Consider the following 16484-nt stretch of genomic DNA (forward strand, 5'->3'; position numbering starts at 1 on the left):
CGGGTGGTGGTCACGGCTGGGCCTGCTCGCTGAGGATCGGGTGCAGGGGCACGGTGAGCCGGTCGGCGGTGCGGCCGGGCCGGTCGGCGGGTTGCCACGTGTCGGCGGCGGCGTGGGTGGGGAACGGGCCGACGGCGGCGAGCCTGCCGTCGGTGCGGTCGAGCAGCACGAGAACGGCGGTGCGGGCGTCGTCGAGCGCCGGCCGGAGAACGTGGGCGAGGTCGGCCGGGAGGTCCACCCAGCCGGTGGCGGGGAGATCCGTGATGGCGGGGTCGTGCAGCGGTACGGGCCTGGTCACGGCGAGCGTGGTGCTGTCGAGCGCGAGCGTGGCGGCGTGGGAGTGGGCTGCGTCGGCGCCGCTGGTGGGGCCGTGGGCGTCGAGGTCGCCGCTGGTGTGGACGGCGATCAGCGCGTGCGGGTCGCGGATCTCCAGGGAGTCGAGGACGGCGAGGGTGACAGTGTCGCCGGTGCGCATGTCGCGCAGGGTGAGCAGGACCGGCCGTCCGTCCGGGTCCCGGTTCCAGGTGATGGCGTCGAAGTGTTCGCTGGTGACGTCGCGCAGGCGCCGCCAGGCGCGGTTGTCGGTGTCGAAGGGGTGTTCGTCGTCGGTGCCGTAACGCATGAGGAACTCCTTGTCGGGCAGCGTCGTAGCCGCGCCCCGGGATCTGGATCGGTCGGGGCGCGATGCATGCACGCTTCGATGGCGCGGGATGGTCAAGTCGCCGGGGGCGGCAGCGATGCCGTTCGGCATCGGCCCTCCGCGAGATGGGAGTAGGGCCGCCTGCGGCAGCCCCGCATTCCAGGCCCGGTATGTCGCGAGGTCGCGGTGCGCGGCGCCGCCGGGCAGCGGCCAGGCAGCGCCGCGGCGCGGGGTGGGACTGGTCGGCTGCCGGCTCGGGGCCCGCTCGGCTGGGGTTCAGGCCTGGGTGAGGGCGGTGACGGCGGCGTCGGCGATCGCCGCGATGGCCTCGGTCGGGTCGGTGACGGTCAGGGTGGTGGCGTGGGTGAAGGTGTGCCCCCAGATCTGGTCCGGGTCGGCCGGTTCGCCGTCGGTGGGCGGGTCGGCGGGGTGAAGCCACAGCACGGCGCAGCCGGCGCGGTGCAGGGTGGTGACGAGTTGCTGCCCGGCGGGGATGTCGTCGAGGTAGCCGTCGGAGACGACGGCGAGCATCCGCAGGGCGCGGCCGTGGCGCAGGTCGAGGAGTTGGTCGGCGACCTTGACCGCTTCCGGGAAGGTGGCGGTCGCCAGCTCGGTGCGCATGTGCAGCACCTGCCTCGGGTAGGTGCGTGGGGGCACCAGGACGGTGGTGCGGTCACCGAACCCGATGGTGGTGGTCGTCGCCTGCGCGCGGCGTGCCGCGTTGGCGAAGATCCACGCGGCCGACGACATCGCCTGCGTGTAGCGGGCCATCGACCCGGACAGGTCGACCAGGACAGCCAGATGCAGGCGGGGCTTCTCCGGAGGCAGCTGGGCGCGTTGCTGCCACGGGGCGGCGGTCGGCATCTGCCCGGCGGCGGTTTGCGCGTCGGCGGTGATGGCGTGGCGGGTCCGCAGCCGACCGGGTGGGATCGGCGAGGGGCGCCGGCCGGGTTCGGTGTGGCGGGTGCGGGCCTGCCGCAGCCGGTTGGCGAGGTCGCGGGCCGCGCGGTGTTCCTGCTCGGTCGGGTCGGTGCGGTCCCACTCGGTGGGTGGGCTGTGCCGGTGGGCGAGCAGCGCCGTCGCGTACTCGGCTGGGGTGACGCCGGCGGCGACGGCGAGGTAGTCGACGAGGGCCGCGGCGAGGCGGCCGGGGAACAGGCCGGCGTCCGGTACGGGGGTGTCGTACTGCTGGTCGGGGTCGATGCCGAGGACCTGACACCACCGGCGGGCCAGGCAGATCATGGTGTCGGCGTCGGTGTCGTCGCAGGTGTGGGCCTCCCGCCAGATGTCGCGCAGCTGCCGCAGGCGCTTGCGTCCGAGGACGCCGGTGACCGCGGCGCGGACGGGGCGGACGTCTTTGCTGGTGACGATGCGGGCGTCGACGCGGGCCAGGAGCAGCGCGGCGAGTTGCCCGGCGTGCCACGCGTCGTCGACGGCCGCGTCGTCGGGGTGCAGCAGGGTTGTCACGACGTGGCGCAGCCACCGGCGGTCGCCGCGGCGGCGAGCGCGTTGGCGTCCTTCGGCCCGGGATTCCTCGAGTAGGTCAGCCACGGTGGCGAGGATCGGCGGGGTGCCGGGCGGGGTGGTCCAGCGGCTGTGCGCGGCGTGCGCGGCGCCGTGCACGAGCAGCCCGTAGCCGGTGGGCACGATCCGCTTGTGCCGGGCCTTGGCCGGGTCGGTGACGTCCGGGCTGTCGGCGATGTAGGTGGCGTCGACCTCGATCCGGTTGAGGGCGGGGTAGAAGCACTCGGGCGCGTCCCCGGCCGCGCCGGGCGCGACGAGGACGGTGAGGTCGGTACGGCCGGTCAGCAGCGGAACGTGCTGGGTCCACGCCTGCGACCAGGCCCGCCAGTCGGCGGCACCGGCCGGCGGCGGCGGTGTGCCGGGGCGCAGGTGGGTGTGCGGGTGGGACACGAAAGGGGCTCCTTCCAGAAAAGGGGGCGGTCAGCGCTTGCCGAGGGCGAGCGCAGTGATGGGCGTGCCGGTGTGCCGGGACAGGGCGGCGGTGACGTCGTCGCGGGCGTCCTGCGGGGCGATGCCGGCCAGGTTCGCCAGGGCGGCGCTCATACCCAGCTGGTCGCGGACCTTCACGAAGCCGAGCAGTTCGCGTAGCTGCGGCGCCCACACGGTCTTGCCGGCGGCGAGGTCGGCGTTGAGGTCGATCGCGGCGGCCACGACCGGCTTGGGGACGCCGAGCTGGCGGGCGAGGTCCCAGTCGGTGGTGACGTGCAGGTGGACGGTGAACCGGGAGGCCAGGGCCTCGGTGAGCACCGCGCCGTGCACGCCCGGGTTGTGGCCGGCGACGATGTAGAACCCGTCGACGGCCTGCACGGTTTCGTTGCCGTGCGCGGGGATGGTGACGGTGCCGCGGCCGTCCATGGCCGGGTACAGCACGGCCAGGACGCGGGGCGGGATGAGGGTGGCGTCGTCGACCAGCAGCACCCGCCCCTGGCGCATCGCGGTGACGAGGGGCCCGTGGACGAACTCGTAGCCGCCGCCGGGGACCGGGTTGTAGGAGCCGAGGAAGTCGTCGACGACGGTGTCGCCGGTGCCGGCGACGGTCAGCAGGTCGGGGAACGCCGCCTCGACCATCGCGGTCTTCCCGGTGCCGGGCGGCCCGTACAGCAGCACCGGCACCTGCTGGGCGCGCAGCCGCCGCAGTTCCTCGACGTCCCAGCCTTTGCCGAGCCGCCGCGGGTGATAGAGCGTCCCGTTCGGTCGCGGCACCGGCGCGGGCCGGGACTGCCGGCCACCAGCGTTGCCGCTGGAGCGGGTGCGGGGTGCGGCGGGCGGGAGGGCGCCGGCGGCGTCGATGCCGGCCTGGGTGATCTGGAACCGGTGTGGGTTGCGGTGGTGGGTGGCGTGCCCGGCGGCGGCCATCTTCTTCAGCGCCTCGAACACCGCCCCGGACGACGGTGCCCCGATCGCCCGGGTGATCTCACCGACCTTGAGAACCTGGTCGGCGTGGTCGGCCAGGTGCAGGGCGACTTTCCGGTAGAGGTAGCCGGACCGACCGGAGCCCGCCCCGGTAGTGGGAGTGCCGGCGCCGCTGGCCGGCGCCGGGTCGTTCTGCGGCGAACCGGCCGGTGGGTGTGGTGTGGTCATGGGAATGCCTCGATTCGGGGTAGGGCCCGCGCACCCGTCTCCGGGTGCGCGGGCGGTGGGTACCGCACAGCGGAGACGGGCGGGGCCAACCACGCCGGCCCTCATCGGGCCGGGCAGGTCGGCGACCACACCCCTGGTGGTGCTGAAGGGTGACGGCGACACGTCAGGTCGCCGCTGATGCGTGCTGGTCGGTGTCGAGGCCGCGCGGGCGGTGTCGGCGCCGACGATGGAACCCCCGCCAGCCCAATCGATCAAGTCGAATGGGTGCGCGCGTCGCGGGAGCGCCGGCTGACTACGTGTGCGACGCAGCGTCGAGCGATGCTGCCGGCGGGGTCGTGGTCAGTCGGCGCAGCCCCGTTCGCAGCCCTGCGGGTCGCACTGCTGTCCCTCGGCCATCCGGGCCAGGGCCAGCCCGTCGCCCCCGTCGAGGTCATCGTGGAACGGCCAGCCGAACCCGTCGGCGAACGCCTTGACCTTGGCCGCCCCGTACATCGGGTAGCCGGCGTGCTCCATCGCCGCCACGACGTCGTCGCGGCCGAGGAGCCAGGCGAGTTCACTCAGCTTGTCCACCGACCGGCTCGCCGAGTTGCCGCGGTGGTCGAGGATCTTCCCGATAGCGAATCGCAGGTAGTCCCGGGCACGGGTCTCGTGGTCGACCCGCCGGGTCCACTCGCCCGGCTGACGAGGGACGATGACCTGGCGGGCGTGGTCCAGGTCGAGTGCCTCCACGAGCACCTCCTCCCGGAAGCCGAAGATGTCCCCGCGGTTGGCCCGCAGAGCCCAGACCCGGGTGACGATCTCCTCTTGGGTGCGGATGGTCACTTGTTTCCTTTCTGTCGGCCCCACCCGTCGAGGTAGGGCATCGGTGGGTATGCCGGCCTATGCGTTGTCCGTGTCGGGCAGGTCGCCGACGATCCGGTCGCAGACGTACGGATCGACGGCCTCCCAGCACCAGCTGCGGCCCATCACCACGTACCGGCCGTCCCCGTCCGCGGTGATGCGATCGATGGCGTCCGGGTCGCCGGACAGGGCACGCTCGTCGGCGACGAGGACGTCGCCGTCGAAGGACAGACCGGCCAACGCTTCGTCGACCTGCTGGTCCAGGTCGCCGGCCGGCACGCCCTGCTCGCGCAGACTGTCGCGGTACCGGTCGCGGTGGCGCTGCTGGTCGGCGACGATCGCCTCGGCCACGTCGCGGGTGCAGGAGAACACCGCCCACCCGTTCCAGTAGTCGATCAGGGTGCCGACGAACCCGACCTCGACCCGGTCGTCGCCGTCGGGGCCGGTGGTGCGCGCCCAGTCGCCGGCGAACACACCGACACCGCCGATCCGGACCCGGTCGGGGTGCAGGTGGGACACATCCGTGCCGGTGGGGCTGGCCGCGAGATGACACAGTTCCGCGACGCGGTCGGTGACGGCGGTGTCGTAGGCGTCGCGGTAGACGGCCATCGCCTCGTCGCGCTGCGGGATGCGCAGCCCGAACCAGCCCGCGCTGTCGCCGGCGGCGGCGGCAAACAGCTCCCACCCGGCGACGTCGACCGGCTCTCCGACCGAGGAGAAGTGGGGCAGGGCGTCGAGGACGGCGGGATCGCCGTCGTGGATGCCGGCCAGGATCCGGCGCGCGGCCAGGCGGGGGTCACCGCCGGCCCGGGCGCCGATGGTGTCCTGCGCCCACCATTCGGCGGCGGTGCGTCCGGCCTCGGCGCCGGCGGCGCGCATCCGTTGCAGCGCGGCGGCCCATCCGGTGGCCTCGCCGACCACCCCGCCAGTGCGAGGCGGGGTGGTGGTGGCCGGTGCGATGCGATCGCCGGCGTCGAGGCACATCGCCAGCGTCGAGCCGCTGTCCCAGGTGACCTCCACGAGGTTCTGTCGCTGGTCGTGGCGGCGGACAGTGCCGGTGTCGCCGGGCCGCAGCAGGGTGTACGGGTCGTCGGTGTGGACCAGGGCGACACGCTGCCCGGCCTCGTAGCTAGGCATGGCGGTTTCCGATCGGCCGTCGAGGCCGGTGGACGGGCCGCCGGCGTCGGTGGCCGTTGACGGCGGGCGGTCGGTGCTCATCGGGTCTCGCCCGCCGTGTCGCCTGCCGTGCGGGTCTGCGGTGGCCAGGGCTTGCGGGTGACGTGATCGCCGAACATCGGGTCGCTGGCGACCGAGGAACCGCAGCGGACGCAACTGGTGACGGTGTCGTAGCCGTAGCCGGCCATGGACGGCACCTCGACGTGGTCGATCTCGTCGACCGCGCCGCAGACGGTGCACACCGTCATCTCCGGGCCGCCCCCGTCGTCGGCGGGCGCGGTGACGAACAGGTCCTCGACCGGGTCGAGGTGGTGCGCGCTGTGCCGCAGCCAGCGGCCGTGGATCGTCGCCTCGTACACCACCAGCCGCCGCTGGTCGAGGTGCAGCAGACACAGCCACTCCAGGGCCCCGCCGACGTCCTCGCGCAGCGCGCCCCGCCGAACGGTGGCGTCCTGAGCGACGACCGGGTAGCCCAGCCCGGGCACGGGCGGCTGCCGGTCCCAGCGCCGTGGCTTGGGGTTGACGGCGAGGGACCACCAGTCGTGGGCCAGCAGCGCGGCGGCCATAGCGCCGGTGTCACGGCCGAACGTGTCGGTCCAGATCCGGCGCAGCAGCGGCACCAGAACCTCCGGACTCTCACCGAACTGGACCAAGCGGGCGGTGTAACTGCCGCGGAACGCGGCGACACCGATGAGCGTGGGTGTGCTCACGGCCTTGTCCTCCTCAAGGGATGTGTGGATGGGTCGCGGCGGTCGTCCCCGCACGGGTCGACCGACGGGCTGGGGCTAGATCACGGAGCCGCCGCCGGCATCCGCGATCGGGACTACTGATTCAGGGGCGCGCCGACGGACGCCATGAAGGCGACCGGGTCGACGGCCGTGCCGGAGGTGTGATCACCGAGGTGCACCTCGAAGTGCAGGTGCGGTCCGGACGAGTGGCCCGAGCTGCCGGCGACGCCGATAACGTCACCGGCAGCGACCCGTTGACCCTCGGCGACGGAGGGGCGGGTGAGCATGTGGCAGTAGCGGGTGATCACCCCACCGTGGTGGTTGATGTCGACGTACCAGCCGCAGCCGCGGGTCAGAGCGGGGTCGCCGTCGCGGTCACAGCCCCAGTCCCGGCCAGTGCGAACGTCAACGGCGTTGCAGCGCACGACGGAGACGGTGCCGACGGACGCGGCGTGGATCGGGGTGCCCTTGCCCACGATCAGGTCGACGCCGTCGTGCCCGGGACGGCCCGAGGTGCGGAAACCGGAGCCGACATCCCCGTGCACCGGCAGGGCCCAGCCCTGCGCGCTGACCGCCACGCCGCAGGCGGCCGGGCCGGCGCTGGCCCCGGTCAGGGCGGCGACGATCCTGGCGGCGTCGGGTTCCCACCTGGCGTAGGCGTCCGGGTAGGCCGACCGCTGCACCCGTTGGGCGGCCTCAGTCAGTGGCATCGCCTGCCAGCCGTCGACGGCCTGCAACGACTGGTAGAACATCGTCGCCGCATACCGCGGGGCGTGCAGTTGCTCGGGGGTGCCCCAGCCCTGGGAGGGGCGCTGTTGGAACAGGCCGACCGAGTCGCGGTCCCCACCAGAGATGTTGATCAGGGAGGACTCCTGCATCGCGGTGGCCACGGCGATGACCCAGCCGCGGGGCGGGACGCCGAGGCGCATGCCGACGGTGGTGATGGTGGCGGCGTTGCCAACCTGCTCGGCGTTCCAGTCACCGATCGGACCGATCCCACCCAAAGCAGGGCTGCGCGCGGCCGACGAAGCGGCGGGCGTGACGCTGGTAGCCGGCCCGCACGCGCCCGCCCCGCCGCCGAAGATCAAGGTGGTGGCCAGCCCGGAGCACAGCAGCAGGACACCGGTGACCGCGAGGGCGATCCCGGACAGCACGCGGGCGGTCATAACTGACTCCTTCGAGGCAGGGCCAGCAGCGGGCCGGCAGGTCGCGAGGACGGTGAAGGCCGCGAGCCTGTGGAGCGGCGGCGCGCGGCCTTCGGGCGCGTACAGGAGTCAGCGGGCGAGGACGGCCACCTTCTCGCCGTGCAGCAAGGGCGCCCCGTCAGGGCCTTTGATGTGGGCGTTGATCCAGATGCGGTAGGGGTGGCCGTCGCGGTCGATGAGGCGTCGCCAGTGGCCGCGGACGACGAACCGCACCCGGTAGTGCCACTTGGGCTCGCCGTCGGGCGGTTCGGCGAGAGGGCTGGTGCGGCGCAGCATGACCACACGGGTGTCATGGCGGATGCTGGCCCGCACAGCACGGCGGCGCGCCGCGCGGTCCAAGGGGGCGGCGGCGACGGTCGCGAGGGGTTGGGCCTGGATACGCCAGAAGGCATAGGCGACAGCGGCGCAGGCCCGCATCGCGGTCGTGGTCTCGTCAATACAGAACCGGCCGTCGGGCGCCGGCTCCCAGTCGCGGTCGTCCCCGTCGAGAACCGGCAGGTCGGGACGGGGGTCAACGGGCCGGCCGATGGGGATCTCGGTAAAATCGGTCAGCACATAGGGGCCGAACTGACGGGCGAGGTCGGGCCGGTCAGCGAGCTGCGCACGACGGCGCACCGCCGCCGGGTCGTGCGCGTCGTGGTGGTCAGCCCAGCCGGCGATGGCCCAGAAGGACCGACCGCTGCTGGTGTTGGTGGTGCGGGCCCAGGTGATCGCCCCGATCGAGGACACCTCACCGCTGACGCCGCGGTGGTAGATCGGTTCGGGAAGGAACAGCACCCCGCCGTCGTCGGGGGCGACGTCGGCGGGAAGCACCTCGCCGGTCAGGTCGAGGGCCGCCGCGGCGGCGGCGATGATCGCGGTCATCGCGGGGGCGATGACATACGACTCGCCGAATCGCCACGGGTAGGCGGTAATGGCACGGACCGCGGTGAGGACCTTCGCCATGCCCCCCGAACTGGGACTGGGGCGGTCGGCGAGACGACTGCCGAAGAACGCCTGCAGGTACTGCGCCGCGAGCGGACTGCGGTGATAGTCGACCATGCGGGCGCGCAGGTCCACGGCGGTGCGGGCGTAACCGGCGAGAGTGTCGTTCGGAAGGAAGTTCACTAGTTTGCCTCCAGGGTGTGTGCTCAGGCGGCCGACGCCGCCACTGGTAGACGCCGGTCCAGCCGGGATTCCGGCGGCACCGCGCCCGGTACGGACGCAGGCCGCATCACAGGTGCCGGCGGATGGGCCGGGGTGAACCAGCCGGTCAAGCGACGCGGCACGGCGGGAACCGGGGCGCGCCCGCGTGCGATCGCGGCCGGACCCGGCGAAGGCGGCGGGGCGAGGGTGACGGCGGCGCGGCGGGCGCGTTGTTCGGCGCGCCGGGCGGTGCGCAGCGCCCAGCAAGGACCCTGCTGTCCGCGGCACTGCAGGTTCGTGCAGGCACCGTCGGGTCCCGGGTGGTGGGCGGCGGCGACGTCAACCGCGAGCGCCCACAGAAGCCTGTCGGTGACGTCCACCGGTAGCGCGGTGCGGTCGCTGGGACGCCGGCTGCGGTCCTCAGGGTGTGCGGGATGTGCCATGACGGGTGGCCCTTCGGTCGACGGATCGCGGGCATGCACAGTCGCCGCCCGACACACGCCAGGGCCCTGGGAAATGCTGACGTCCGGACGACAGACGACGACCAGCACTGATCGACGCTCATCTCTTGACCGAGGTCAAGTCGTGCTGGACGAGGTGAGAGGTCACCGGCCCTCACAGCAGCGAGGGGTCACCGCCCAGGTGGTCTGCGCGCAATCACGGCGCACGCGGGTGGGACCGACGGTGGTGAGCAGCGGCCGGGAGACGGCTGGCCGTTGCTGTCGCCGAGCGGGCCTATGAAGGCGCGATGGATGCCGTCGTCGGGCGTCATCGGTGTCGGCGGTTGAGTTCCGGAGCAGAGCCGGATACGCCGGACGTGCAGCGGTCGAGGCGCGAAGCCTTGCCGGCGGTGGCGACGGCCGGCCACCGGCCCAGGTTTGCTACTCGCTGGCAACCGGCCGCTGTGGGCCGGTGACCGGAACGTGCATGAACGTGCGGCTAGAGCTGTAAATGCTGTGAACAAGGGCCATTGCCACCACCGCCTACACGAGGCGGTGCCGTAGCCCACATCGCCCCTCGTTGGTGCATCATGCTGTCTCATGTTCGTGGATCAGCGGCGTTTTCCCTTCCTGGCCGATCTTCGGGCACAGTGGGAGGTCATCCGGGACGAGTGCCTTGCTCTGCCGCGGGAGACCTATCAGCCGTGGGTGCAACGCGAGATGTACGGCCAGGGCTGGAGCGTGTACGGCCTCGTCGCCTTCGGGAAACGGATCGAGGAAGCGCTCGACGCGTGCCCGCACACTGCCTCCGCGTTGACGAAGGTCCCTCACCTGACGACCGCTGGGTTTTCTCGAATGGCTCCTGGTACCCACATCAAGCCCCACCAGGGATGGGTGACGACCGTCTACCGCGCCCACCTCGGGCTGGTCGTGCCAGAGGACTGCGCGCTGCGCGTGGGCGACGAGACCCGGCAATGGAGCGAGGGCGAGAGCCTCGTCTTCGACGACACCGTCACGCACGAGGTGTGGAACTACGGCTCCAGCGACCGCATCGTGCTTCTGTTCGACTTCGCCCGTCCCGGCTATGAGGACATGCCGCAAGACGAACTGCCGGCCGCGGTGGCAAGCTTCGTGCGGCGCGGCGGATGAGCGAGACAGGCCGGCCCAGCTCCGCGGCCCTGCTTCATCCTGCCGGTTCGAGGAACCCGACCGCATACGAGGCCACTGCAACACCTGAGGACGTCACGCTACGCGCAGCGCCCTACGCGGTAGACCCAGATGCCGTGTCGTTGGCTGCCCGGACCAGGACTACCTTGCCTCGATGACGTTCAACTTCGGGATCCCCGGTTACCAGCCAGACTGGCGCCACGGAATATCCGACATCGCCAGCCGTCACGCCCAGCGACTACGGGGCCTCGTGGGCCGCAGGCTGACGTCCACCTGGGTGGTCTGGGATGACGACGACGATTCGTGGTTCGCCGACTGCCCGATGGTGCTCGACTTCGATGAGGAACGCCTGGAGATCAACCATCAGAAGTTCGACGACATCTCGATCACCTGGTGCACGATCGACGTGACCCGGGCGCCGGTATGGCCGACATCGGATGGCTTTCGCCTGCGGTGGCGCGACGATGCTCCCGCGTCGTTGGCTGCTCGACACGGGCAGCGCCTGACGGAGGTGGAGCTCCTGGAGTACGTCGGGGGCGACTTGGCCGACGGCAGCGTGGCCCTGGGTCTGCGATTCGCCGATGGTTGGCTGACGATCTACAACGCGCTCGACGAGAACGGGATCGAGGTCGGCGAGATCTCACCGCAGTACCGCCGACACCGATTGAACTGAGCGCAACTCTGAACTCGACGGCATGGTGGTCCGAGGCGCGAGGTACACCCCATCCCGCGGCCAGCGCGGCCCGTCTCGCGGCCAGAAGAATGCCGTCGCGGTCGGTACCGGTCCGGTGCGTACTGGCGGCGGGCTTCCTGCATCCTGATGATGTGGCATAGCTGGAGCGGCTTGTGAACGCTCGAATACGAGCACCGTGAAGGGCTGCACTCCTGTGGGCTCCGTGGCGACGAAGTGGACCGTCCGGCCCGCCATGGTCGGGATTATGGGGGCAGGGCCATCCGGATAGTCGCGATATGAGTGCGTGCCGACGCAGCGGATCAATGACAACGCCGGAGAGGCCCTCGGTTCGCCCCTGTGATCCATCCCGGTCCGGATCTGTGGCCACCTCGCTTGGTCATGACCGCTGGCATCGGGGCGACCTCCGGTCCGACCCGCACTCCTACGGTTCCGGCCGGACCGCAACGGCTAGGACTTCCGCTTCGGCTGAACTGTGCTGCGGCCGACATACGCGGTCGGAAATCGCGGCGACTGCGGGCAGCAGCGGGATCAGCCACGCTCCTGGCCGGAGTGCCATCATGGCTCCAGTATTCGCAGTCGGATGGAGAAACCTCGATGAGCACTGTCATCGACCCGCTCGTTGACGACGCCACCCCGATGAGCGCGTACGAAGGGCAGGTGTGGGACAGGCTCAACGAACACTGGGAGCGCCGCAGCAACCGCCGTGGTCTGCCGAACTGGGCGAGCGCTGCGCTCGATCGCTCCGGTGATGTCGCGCGTCACGCCGCGGCCCGGGCTACCAGGGCTGTGCCGGAGGCGATCAAGGAACCGGTCCGTCGCGGGGGCGATGCGGTTGCCAGCGTGGCCCTGCGACCGGCCGTCGGAGCCGCGGCAGCGCTGCTGGAGTTGGTCAACGCCTGGGCCCTGGAGCTCAACGACCCGACGGGCGTCGAGAAGGTCGCCCGCAAGCGCGGCCTCGAGATCGGCAGTTTCGCTGAGCTGCGGCAGCAGGACCTCAGGGTGTGCGACCGGCTGCTAACCCGCAACACACTTAGGTGGCGGACCGCCGGCGCGGTTGAAGGCGGCGCCATGGGCCTGCTGGCCATGGTCCCCGTCGCAGGGATCCCCGTCGCGATGACCGCCGACATCCTCGTCATCCAGGTTCTGAGCGCGTCGATCGCATCGCGTATCGCGTACTCCTACGGCTATGACGCCAAGGATCCCGCCGAGCAGCTCTTCATCGAACGCCTGGTACGACGGTCCTTCATGGCACAAGCGGCCAAAGTAGGGCCGCTGCGCGAGACGGCGCGAGCGGCCAGCGCGATCAAGGACCGCGTGAGATGGTCGGACAAGACCATCATCTCGTGGCCGCCCTTGAGAAGCTGCTGCAGCACCTGGGTCCGGCCGGCGCCAGGGTTCCAGTTCAAAACGTCGCCAAGGTTGTGCCATTCGTGGGCGTCCTCATCGGTGCCGGAATGAATTCGGCAGTCCTCGGCAGCGTGGCGGCCGACGCCCAGCGGTACTGCCAAACCCGATTCCTTTGCGACAAGTACGGGCTGCCGCTACCAGCTGCATTGGCCACCTACCGGGACGACGTCGACCCCGAGGCCAACGCCACGTAACTGATGGAGTGGCAGGGATTCTGAAGCGTGCTGCACGGGCCGCTGTCGGGTTGGTGGTTACGTTCACCCAGGGTGTATGGGTAGGGGCTGCTCATGGCGGATGTACTCCTAACACGGTCTCGGCGACCGTTGCCCCTGATGGGGAAAGGCGAGGGCTGGACGGATGGCAGCAGGGGCACGGTGAGGACCTCGCGCACGTCGACGGGCGCGAGACCCTCGTGGCGTGCGTGAGCGGTCAGCGGTGCCGTAGGTCGCGTAGACGGGTACCTGGCGGCGGCCCGGTGTGGCCGGTGGTGGCGGTGGCACCGTGGACTCCGGCTCCGGTTTGCTTGGCCTGATACATGGCGGTGTCGGCCTGGTGCAACAGGGTACGCGGGCCGACACCGAGGGCGGCGCTGATGTGCCCGACGCTGGCGCGCACGGCCAGCGCGTGCTCGCCGAGGTCGACGGGGTAGCGGACGACCGCCCGCCAGGCGGCGCGAGCGGCGGCGGCGACGTCGTCGGGGCCGCCGTCGACCAGCAGAGCGAACTCGTCGCCCGACAGGCGCGCGGCGAGTCGCACCGGTCCTCGCAGGGCGGTCAGCCGTCGGCCGACCTCGGTGAGGACGTCGTTGCCGGCCTCGTGGCCGAAGGTGTCGTTGATGGCTTTGAAGCCGTCGAGGTCGAGCAGGACGAGCCCGAACGGGGCATCGGCGCGTGTGGCGCGGGTGAGAGCGGCGAGCAGGGCCCGCCGATTCGGCAGGCCGGTGGTGTCGTCGTGGCCGGCGGCGTAGCGGGCGCGGGCCAGCGCCTGCTGCTGGCGCCACAGCAGCGCTGCGGCGAGGGCGAGACCGGCGAGGACTCCACCGGCGGCGGTGACGATCGAGGTCAGGATGGGAGACACTTCGGGAGCTCCTTGTCCGTGAAGGAGCACCGGGGGCGGGCGTGGTTCCGGGAAGTTCGACGCCCGCCTCCGGGCTACCGGCAGGGCGGGGTCGTTCAGGCGGTCGGGTCGGCGAGGGCGAACGTGGCGGGTTTCTCGGCGACCAGGACCGCTCGCCCGGTTCCGACGAGTTTCACGGCGGCGTTGTGGACCGCGCCCGCGCTGGCCTTCTTCGCGCCGGTTCCCTCGTTGGCCCGGTCGACCAGCTTGCACAGCTCACTGACCTTGTACTGCCGGCCGGGGTTGGCCTCGAGGACGTCGAGAATCGCGCCGCGCAGGGAGCCCGACGCCCGCCGGGTAGGGGTTTGTGCCGCCTCGCCCGTCGTCTGCGTGGTCGGCCGTGCGGCCGGTGCTTCCGTGCTGGGTTCACCCGTGGTGCTGTCGGTGGTCGTGCCGGCAGGCAGACCATCCGGTGTGGCCGGTTTGGCGTCCGCATCGTTCGCTGCGGACGTCGCTCCGGTGGCCTGGCCGATGCTGTCGGCCGCGATTGGCACCTCGAGCTCGGCAGTCGAGCGGGCGTTGTCGTCGCCGTGCTCGGTGTCGGTGCCCTCGGCCTCAGCGGCCGCCTCGGCTACCGCGTCGGCATCACCAGGAGCCGGCGATGCCGATTCCTGGAGGGCGTTCGGCTGCCCGCCGGCGGCCTCAACGGCTGGCCGATCGTCGCCGTCTTTGTCGTCAGCCTCCCCAGTGCCCTGCCTGTCGTCGCCGATCGGACCGTGACCGGCGGAGGTACCGGGTGTGTCGGTGTCGCGGGTAGCGGGCTCCGCTGCGGGCTCACCGTGTCCGCCCTGTTCGGTGTGCGCGCGGCCGGCGTCGGTCAGCCGCCACAGGGTGGGTCCGGTGTCGCTTCGAGTGGGCTCGGCCAGCCCCGCGGTGTGCAGGGTGCGCAGTTTCGGGGTGGTGGTGGAGTAGCCGAGGCCGGCGTCGGTGGCGATGGCAGCGGCGGTGGCCTCGCCGAGCCGGTCCAGCGCGGCGAGGACCTTCTCGACGCTGGGTGCCAGTGGCGCTGGTGCGGCCGTGTCGGTGGTCGTGCTGGTGGGGGTGCTGGTCATGGGCGCGTGGCCCCCTTTCTCCTGCCCTCGGCAGGGGTCGGCGAGTGAGGCGTGCACTGATGCACGCTTCGGATCGGGTTTTGATCAAGTCGTCTGCCCGGGATGCGGGACTCCGCGGGGCGCGTCCAGGTGTGTCGCCCGGTGATCGCACGCCGGACGGCACGGTAGGGACCGGGGTCAGTGGGCGGCGTGGTAGGCGTCGCGCACCGCGGCGGGGATGACGCCCCCGGTTCGTGGCTGGGGCAGGTTCAGCTCCTGCCAGTTCACGGTCCACCACCAGGTGCGGATCTCCTGGCTCTGGGTGCGGCCGGTCGCGGTGTCGTCCTGCCGCCGTGGTGGCCGGGGCTGTTTCGGCAGGCGCCGTCCGGCCGTGATGAACGGGCCGAACGCCGCGGCCATCCGGTCGAAGTTGCCGGCGGACAGGTCGATCTCGTAGGTGACGCCGTTGAAGGCGAACTGGTAGGTGGCGACGTCGTCGGTGGAGCCGTCGAGGTCGTCGATGAGGATGGCGGTGGTCTTGGTGGCCACGAGGGCCACCTCCTTTCCTCTCGGGTGGGTTACTAGGCGGGCTGGTGGGTGCCGAGGCCGAGCTGGTGGCCGATGACGGGCCCGCGGTGCACAGCGGCGACGGCGGCGGGCAGGTGTCGGCGTTGCCAGCCGTGCAGGGCGGCGGTGAGGTCAGCTCGGTACTTGCGGTGCTGGGTGAGGGCGGCAGCGAGGCCGGCAGCTTGTTCGATGCCGTTGTTGGCGCCGCGCGCGGTGTGCGGGCGCACGGGGGCGAGGGCGTCGCCGAGCAGAACGGCGTGACCGGCGCCGACGGGCCAGACCATGCGCTGCGGTGGGGTGATGTCGAGGACCGGTACCGCCATGCGAGTGGTGGTGGCGTGCACGACGGCGGCGTGGTCGGCCGGGAGTAACAGGTCGGCGTGGGTGTCGACGTGGGCGCGGGCGGCGGGGCTGACGTGCCGGGGCAGGGCAAAGACCCGGCGGGTGGGGTCGGCGCCGAACCGCTGCGCGTACTCGCTGCTGGTGCAGTTGAGGTAGAAGGTCCAGTCGCATCCTCCGGCTACCGGGGCGAGGTTGAACTGCACGCCCGGGCAGGGCTGCAACCGCAGGAAATCCCGCAGCCCGGGCTGCGGGGTGATGCCGGCGACGCCGCGGTGGGCGACGTAGCCCGCGTAGCGCAGGGCCCGGTCGGGATCCAGCAGCCGGCGGCCGGTGGAGGACCGGCCGTCGGCGAACACGACCAGGTCGGCGGCCGCGGTATGGCCGTCGCGGAACCGCAGCACCGGCCGACCGTCCTGCTCGACCAGGGCCGTGACCTTCATACCGGTGTGCAGGACACCGGCGGGCAGGCGGCGGATCAGCGCCTGGTGCAGCAGCGTCCAGGTGGTGTTCCGCCCCGGATAGGTACGCCGGATCGTCTCGGCCGGCCGGCGGTTGCGGACGGTCATCTGGACGATGGCTTCGGAGTCGTGGGTGACGAACTCGTGCTGGTCGATGTCGAGGCGGTCGAGCACGTCGAGGGCGGGGTGTTCCAGGCCGATGAGGCCGCCGCCCAGAGGCGCGGACGCCGGCGCGGCCTCGAAAACAGTGACGTCGTCGAATCCGGCGCGCAGCAACAGCAGCGCGGTGACCGGGCCGGTGATACTGCCGCCAATGACGGCGATGCTGGGATGCCGGCCGGAGGACGGCCTGGTGGCGGATGTCATGAGAGGGGTTCCCTTCTGGAGGGCGGGAAACCCGGGCACGGCCGTGCCCGGGTGCGCGCGAGTGCGCGGGTGGCCGG

General features: G+C 71.8%; 16 protein-coding genes. 4 read left to right on the top strand and 12 right to left on the bottom strand.

What is annotated here, in order from left to right; genetic code table 11:
* Window positions 1-10 precede the first annotated feature (10 nt).
* From PVK74_RS30230 to PVK74_RS30265, 8 genes are all read right to left on the bottom strand, one after another.
* Window positions 11-622, bottom strand: a complete 612-nt coding sequence (locus tag PVK74_RS30230) for a hypothetical protein (RefSeq protein ID WP_274477768.1) — start codon at window positions 620-622, stop codon at window positions 11-13.
* A gap of 294 nt (window positions 623-916) precedes the next feature.
* Window positions 917-2554, bottom strand: a complete 1638-nt coding sequence (locus tag PVK74_RS30235) for a VWA domain-containing protein (RefSeq protein ID WP_069089470.1) — start codon at window positions 2552-2554, stop codon at window positions 917-919.
* Window positions 2555-2584: 30 nt separating this feature from the next.
* Window positions 2585-3745: an AAA family ATPase gene (locus PVK74_RS30240; RefSeq protein ID WP_274477769.1), complete on the bottom strand. Its 1161-nt coding sequence runs from the start codon at window positions 3743-3745 to the stop codon at window positions 2585-2587.
* 339 nt (window positions 3746-4084) lie between these two features.
* The gene (locus PVK74_RS30245) at window positions 4085-4567 is read right to left on the bottom strand and encodes a hypothetical protein (protein ID WP_274477770.1); all 483 of its coding nucleotides are present in this window, start codon (window positions 4565-4567) and stop codon (window positions 4085-4087) included.
* A gap of 57 nt (window positions 4568-4624) precedes the next feature.
* Window positions 4625-5803, bottom strand: coding sequence for a DUF4314 domain-containing protein (locus PVK74_RS30250; RefSeq protein WP_274477771.1), 1179 nt, complete (start codon window positions 5801-5803; stop codon window positions 4625-4627).
* Complete coding sequence (locus tag PVK74_RS30255; RefSeq protein WP_274477772.1) at window positions 5800-6471, bottom strand: hypothetical protein; 672 nt, start codon at window positions 6469-6471, stop codon at window positions 5800-5802. Before PVK74_RS30255 ends, PVK74_RS30250 begins: the two co-directional genes overlap by 4 nt.
* 113 nt (window positions 6472-6584) lie before the next feature.
* Window positions 6585-7655 (bottom strand): M23 family metallopeptidase, encoded by a 1071-nt coding sequence (locus tag PVK74_RS30260; protein WP_274477773.1) that lies wholly within the window; start codon window positions 7653-7655, stop codon window positions 6585-6587.
* A gap of 108 nt (window positions 7656-7763) precedes the next feature.
* Window positions 7764-8801: a hypothetical protein gene (locus PVK74_RS30265; protein ID WP_274477774.1), complete on the bottom strand. Its 1038-nt coding sequence runs from the start codon at window positions 8799-8801 to the stop codon at window positions 7764-7766.
* Window positions 8802-9859: 1058 nt separating this feature from the next.
* On the opposite strand from PVK74_RS30265, the gene PVK74_RS30275 reads away from it, so the two are divergent.
* The 4 genes from PVK74_RS30275 (at window position 9860) to PVK74_RS30290 (ending at window position 12721) form a co-directional block, all read left to right on the top strand.
* Window positions 9860-10408, top strand: coding sequence for an aspartyl/asparaginyl beta-hydroxylase domain-containing protein (locus tag PVK74_RS30275; RefSeq protein ID WP_274477775.1), 549 nt, complete (start codon window positions 9860-9862; stop codon window positions 10406-10408).
* Window positions 10409-10580: 172 nt separating this feature from the next.
* Window positions 10581-11099 carry a hypothetical protein gene (locus tag PVK74_RS30280; protein WP_274477776.1) on the top strand — a complete coding sequence of 173 codons (519 nt, stop codon included), beginning with the start codon at window positions 10581-10583 and terminating at the stop codon, window positions 11097-11099.
* Window positions 11100-11714: 615 nt separating this feature from the next.
* Complete coding sequence (locus tag PVK74_RS30285) at window positions 11715-12578, top strand: EcsC family protein (protein ID WP_274477777.1); 864 nt, start codon at window positions 11715-11717, stop codon at window positions 12576-12578.
* Window positions 12575-12721: a hypothetical protein gene (locus PVK74_RS30290; protein ID WP_274477778.1), complete on the top strand. Its 147-nt coding sequence runs from the start codon at window positions 12575-12577 to the stop codon at window positions 12719-12721. The genes PVK74_RS30285 and PVK74_RS30290 overlap by 4 nt, the downstream gene beginning before the upstream one ends.
* Before the next feature lie 235 nt (window positions 12722-12956).
* Here PVK74_RS30290 and PVK74_RS30295 read toward each other — a convergent pair whose 3' ends face one another.
* The 4 genes from PVK74_RS30295 to PVK74_RS30310 form a co-directional block, all read right to left on the bottom strand.
* Window positions 12957-13604: a GGDEF domain-containing protein gene (locus PVK74_RS30295; RefSeq protein ID WP_274477779.1), complete on the bottom strand. Its 648-nt coding sequence runs from the start codon at window positions 13602-13604 to the stop codon at window positions 12957-12959.
* A 95-nt stretch (window positions 13605-13699) separates the two neighbouring features.
* Window positions 13700-14695 carry a MarR family transcriptional regulator gene (locus PVK74_RS30300; protein ID WP_274477780.1) on the bottom strand — a complete coding sequence of 332 codons (996 nt, stop codon included), beginning with the start codon at window positions 14693-14695 and terminating at the stop codon, window positions 13700-13702.
* Between the two features lie 177 nt (window positions 14696-14872).
* The gene (locus PVK74_RS30305) at window positions 14873-15223 is read right to left on the bottom strand and encodes a histone-like nucleoid-structuring protein Lsr2 (protein WP_013284992.1); all 351 of its coding nucleotides are present in this window, start codon (window positions 15221-15223) and stop codon (window positions 14873-14875) included.
* Between the two features lie 32 nt (window positions 15224-15255).
* Entirely contained in the window at window positions 15256-16407 is a 1152-nt protein-coding gene (locus PVK74_RS30310; protein ID WP_274477781.1) for an FAD-dependent monooxygenase, read from the bottom strand.
* Window positions 16408-16484: the final 77 nt, after the last annotated feature.

It is taken from the genome of Micromonospora chalcea (assembly GCF_028768405.1).
Classification (GTDB): domain Bacteria; phylum Actinomycetota; class Actinomycetes; order Mycobacteriales; family Micromonosporaceae; genus Micromonospora; species Micromonospora chalcea.

Bases quoted from the DNA above. Each gene is read 5' to 3' on its own strand.
- PVK74_RS30230 (WP_274477768.1), bottom strand. From the start codon at position 622: ATGCGTTACGGCACCGACGACGAACACCCCTTCGACACCGACAACCGC.
- PVK74_RS30240 (WP_274477769.1), bottom strand. From the start codon at position 3,745: ATGACCACACCACACCCACCGGCCGGTTCGCCGCAGAACGACCCGGCG.
- PVK74_RS30250 (WP_274477771.1), bottom strand. From the start codon at position 5,803: ATGAGCACCGACCGCCCGCCGTCAACGGCCACCGACGCCGGCGGCCCG.
- PVK74_RS30260 (WP_274477773.1), bottom strand. From the start codon at position 7,655: ATGACCGCCCGCGTGCTGTCCGGGATCGCCCTCGCGGTCACCGGTGTC.
- PVK74_RS30275 (WP_274477775.1), top strand. From the start codon at position 9,860: ATGTTCGTGGATCAGCGGCGTTTTCCCTTCCTGGCCGATCTTCGGGCA.
- PVK74_RS30280 (WP_274477776.1), top strand. From the start codon at position 10,581: ATGACGTTCAACTTCGGGATCCCCGGTTACCAGCCAGACTGGCGCCAC.
- PVK74_RS30285 (WP_274477777.1), top strand. From the start codon at position 11,715: ATGAGCACTGTCATCGACCCGCTCGTTGACGACGCCACCCCGATGAGC.
- PVK74_RS30290 (WP_274477778.1), top strand. From the start codon at position 12,575: ATGAATTCGGCAGTCCTCGGCAGCGTGGCGGCCGACGCCCAGCGGTAC.
- PVK74_RS30300 (WP_274477780.1), bottom strand. From the start codon at position 14,695: ATGACCAGCACCCCCACCAGCACGACCACCGACACGGCCGCACCAGCG.
- PVK74_RS30310 (WP_274477781.1), bottom strand. From the start codon at position 16,407: ATGACATCCGCCACCAGGCCGTCCTCCGGCCGGCATCCCAGCATCGCC.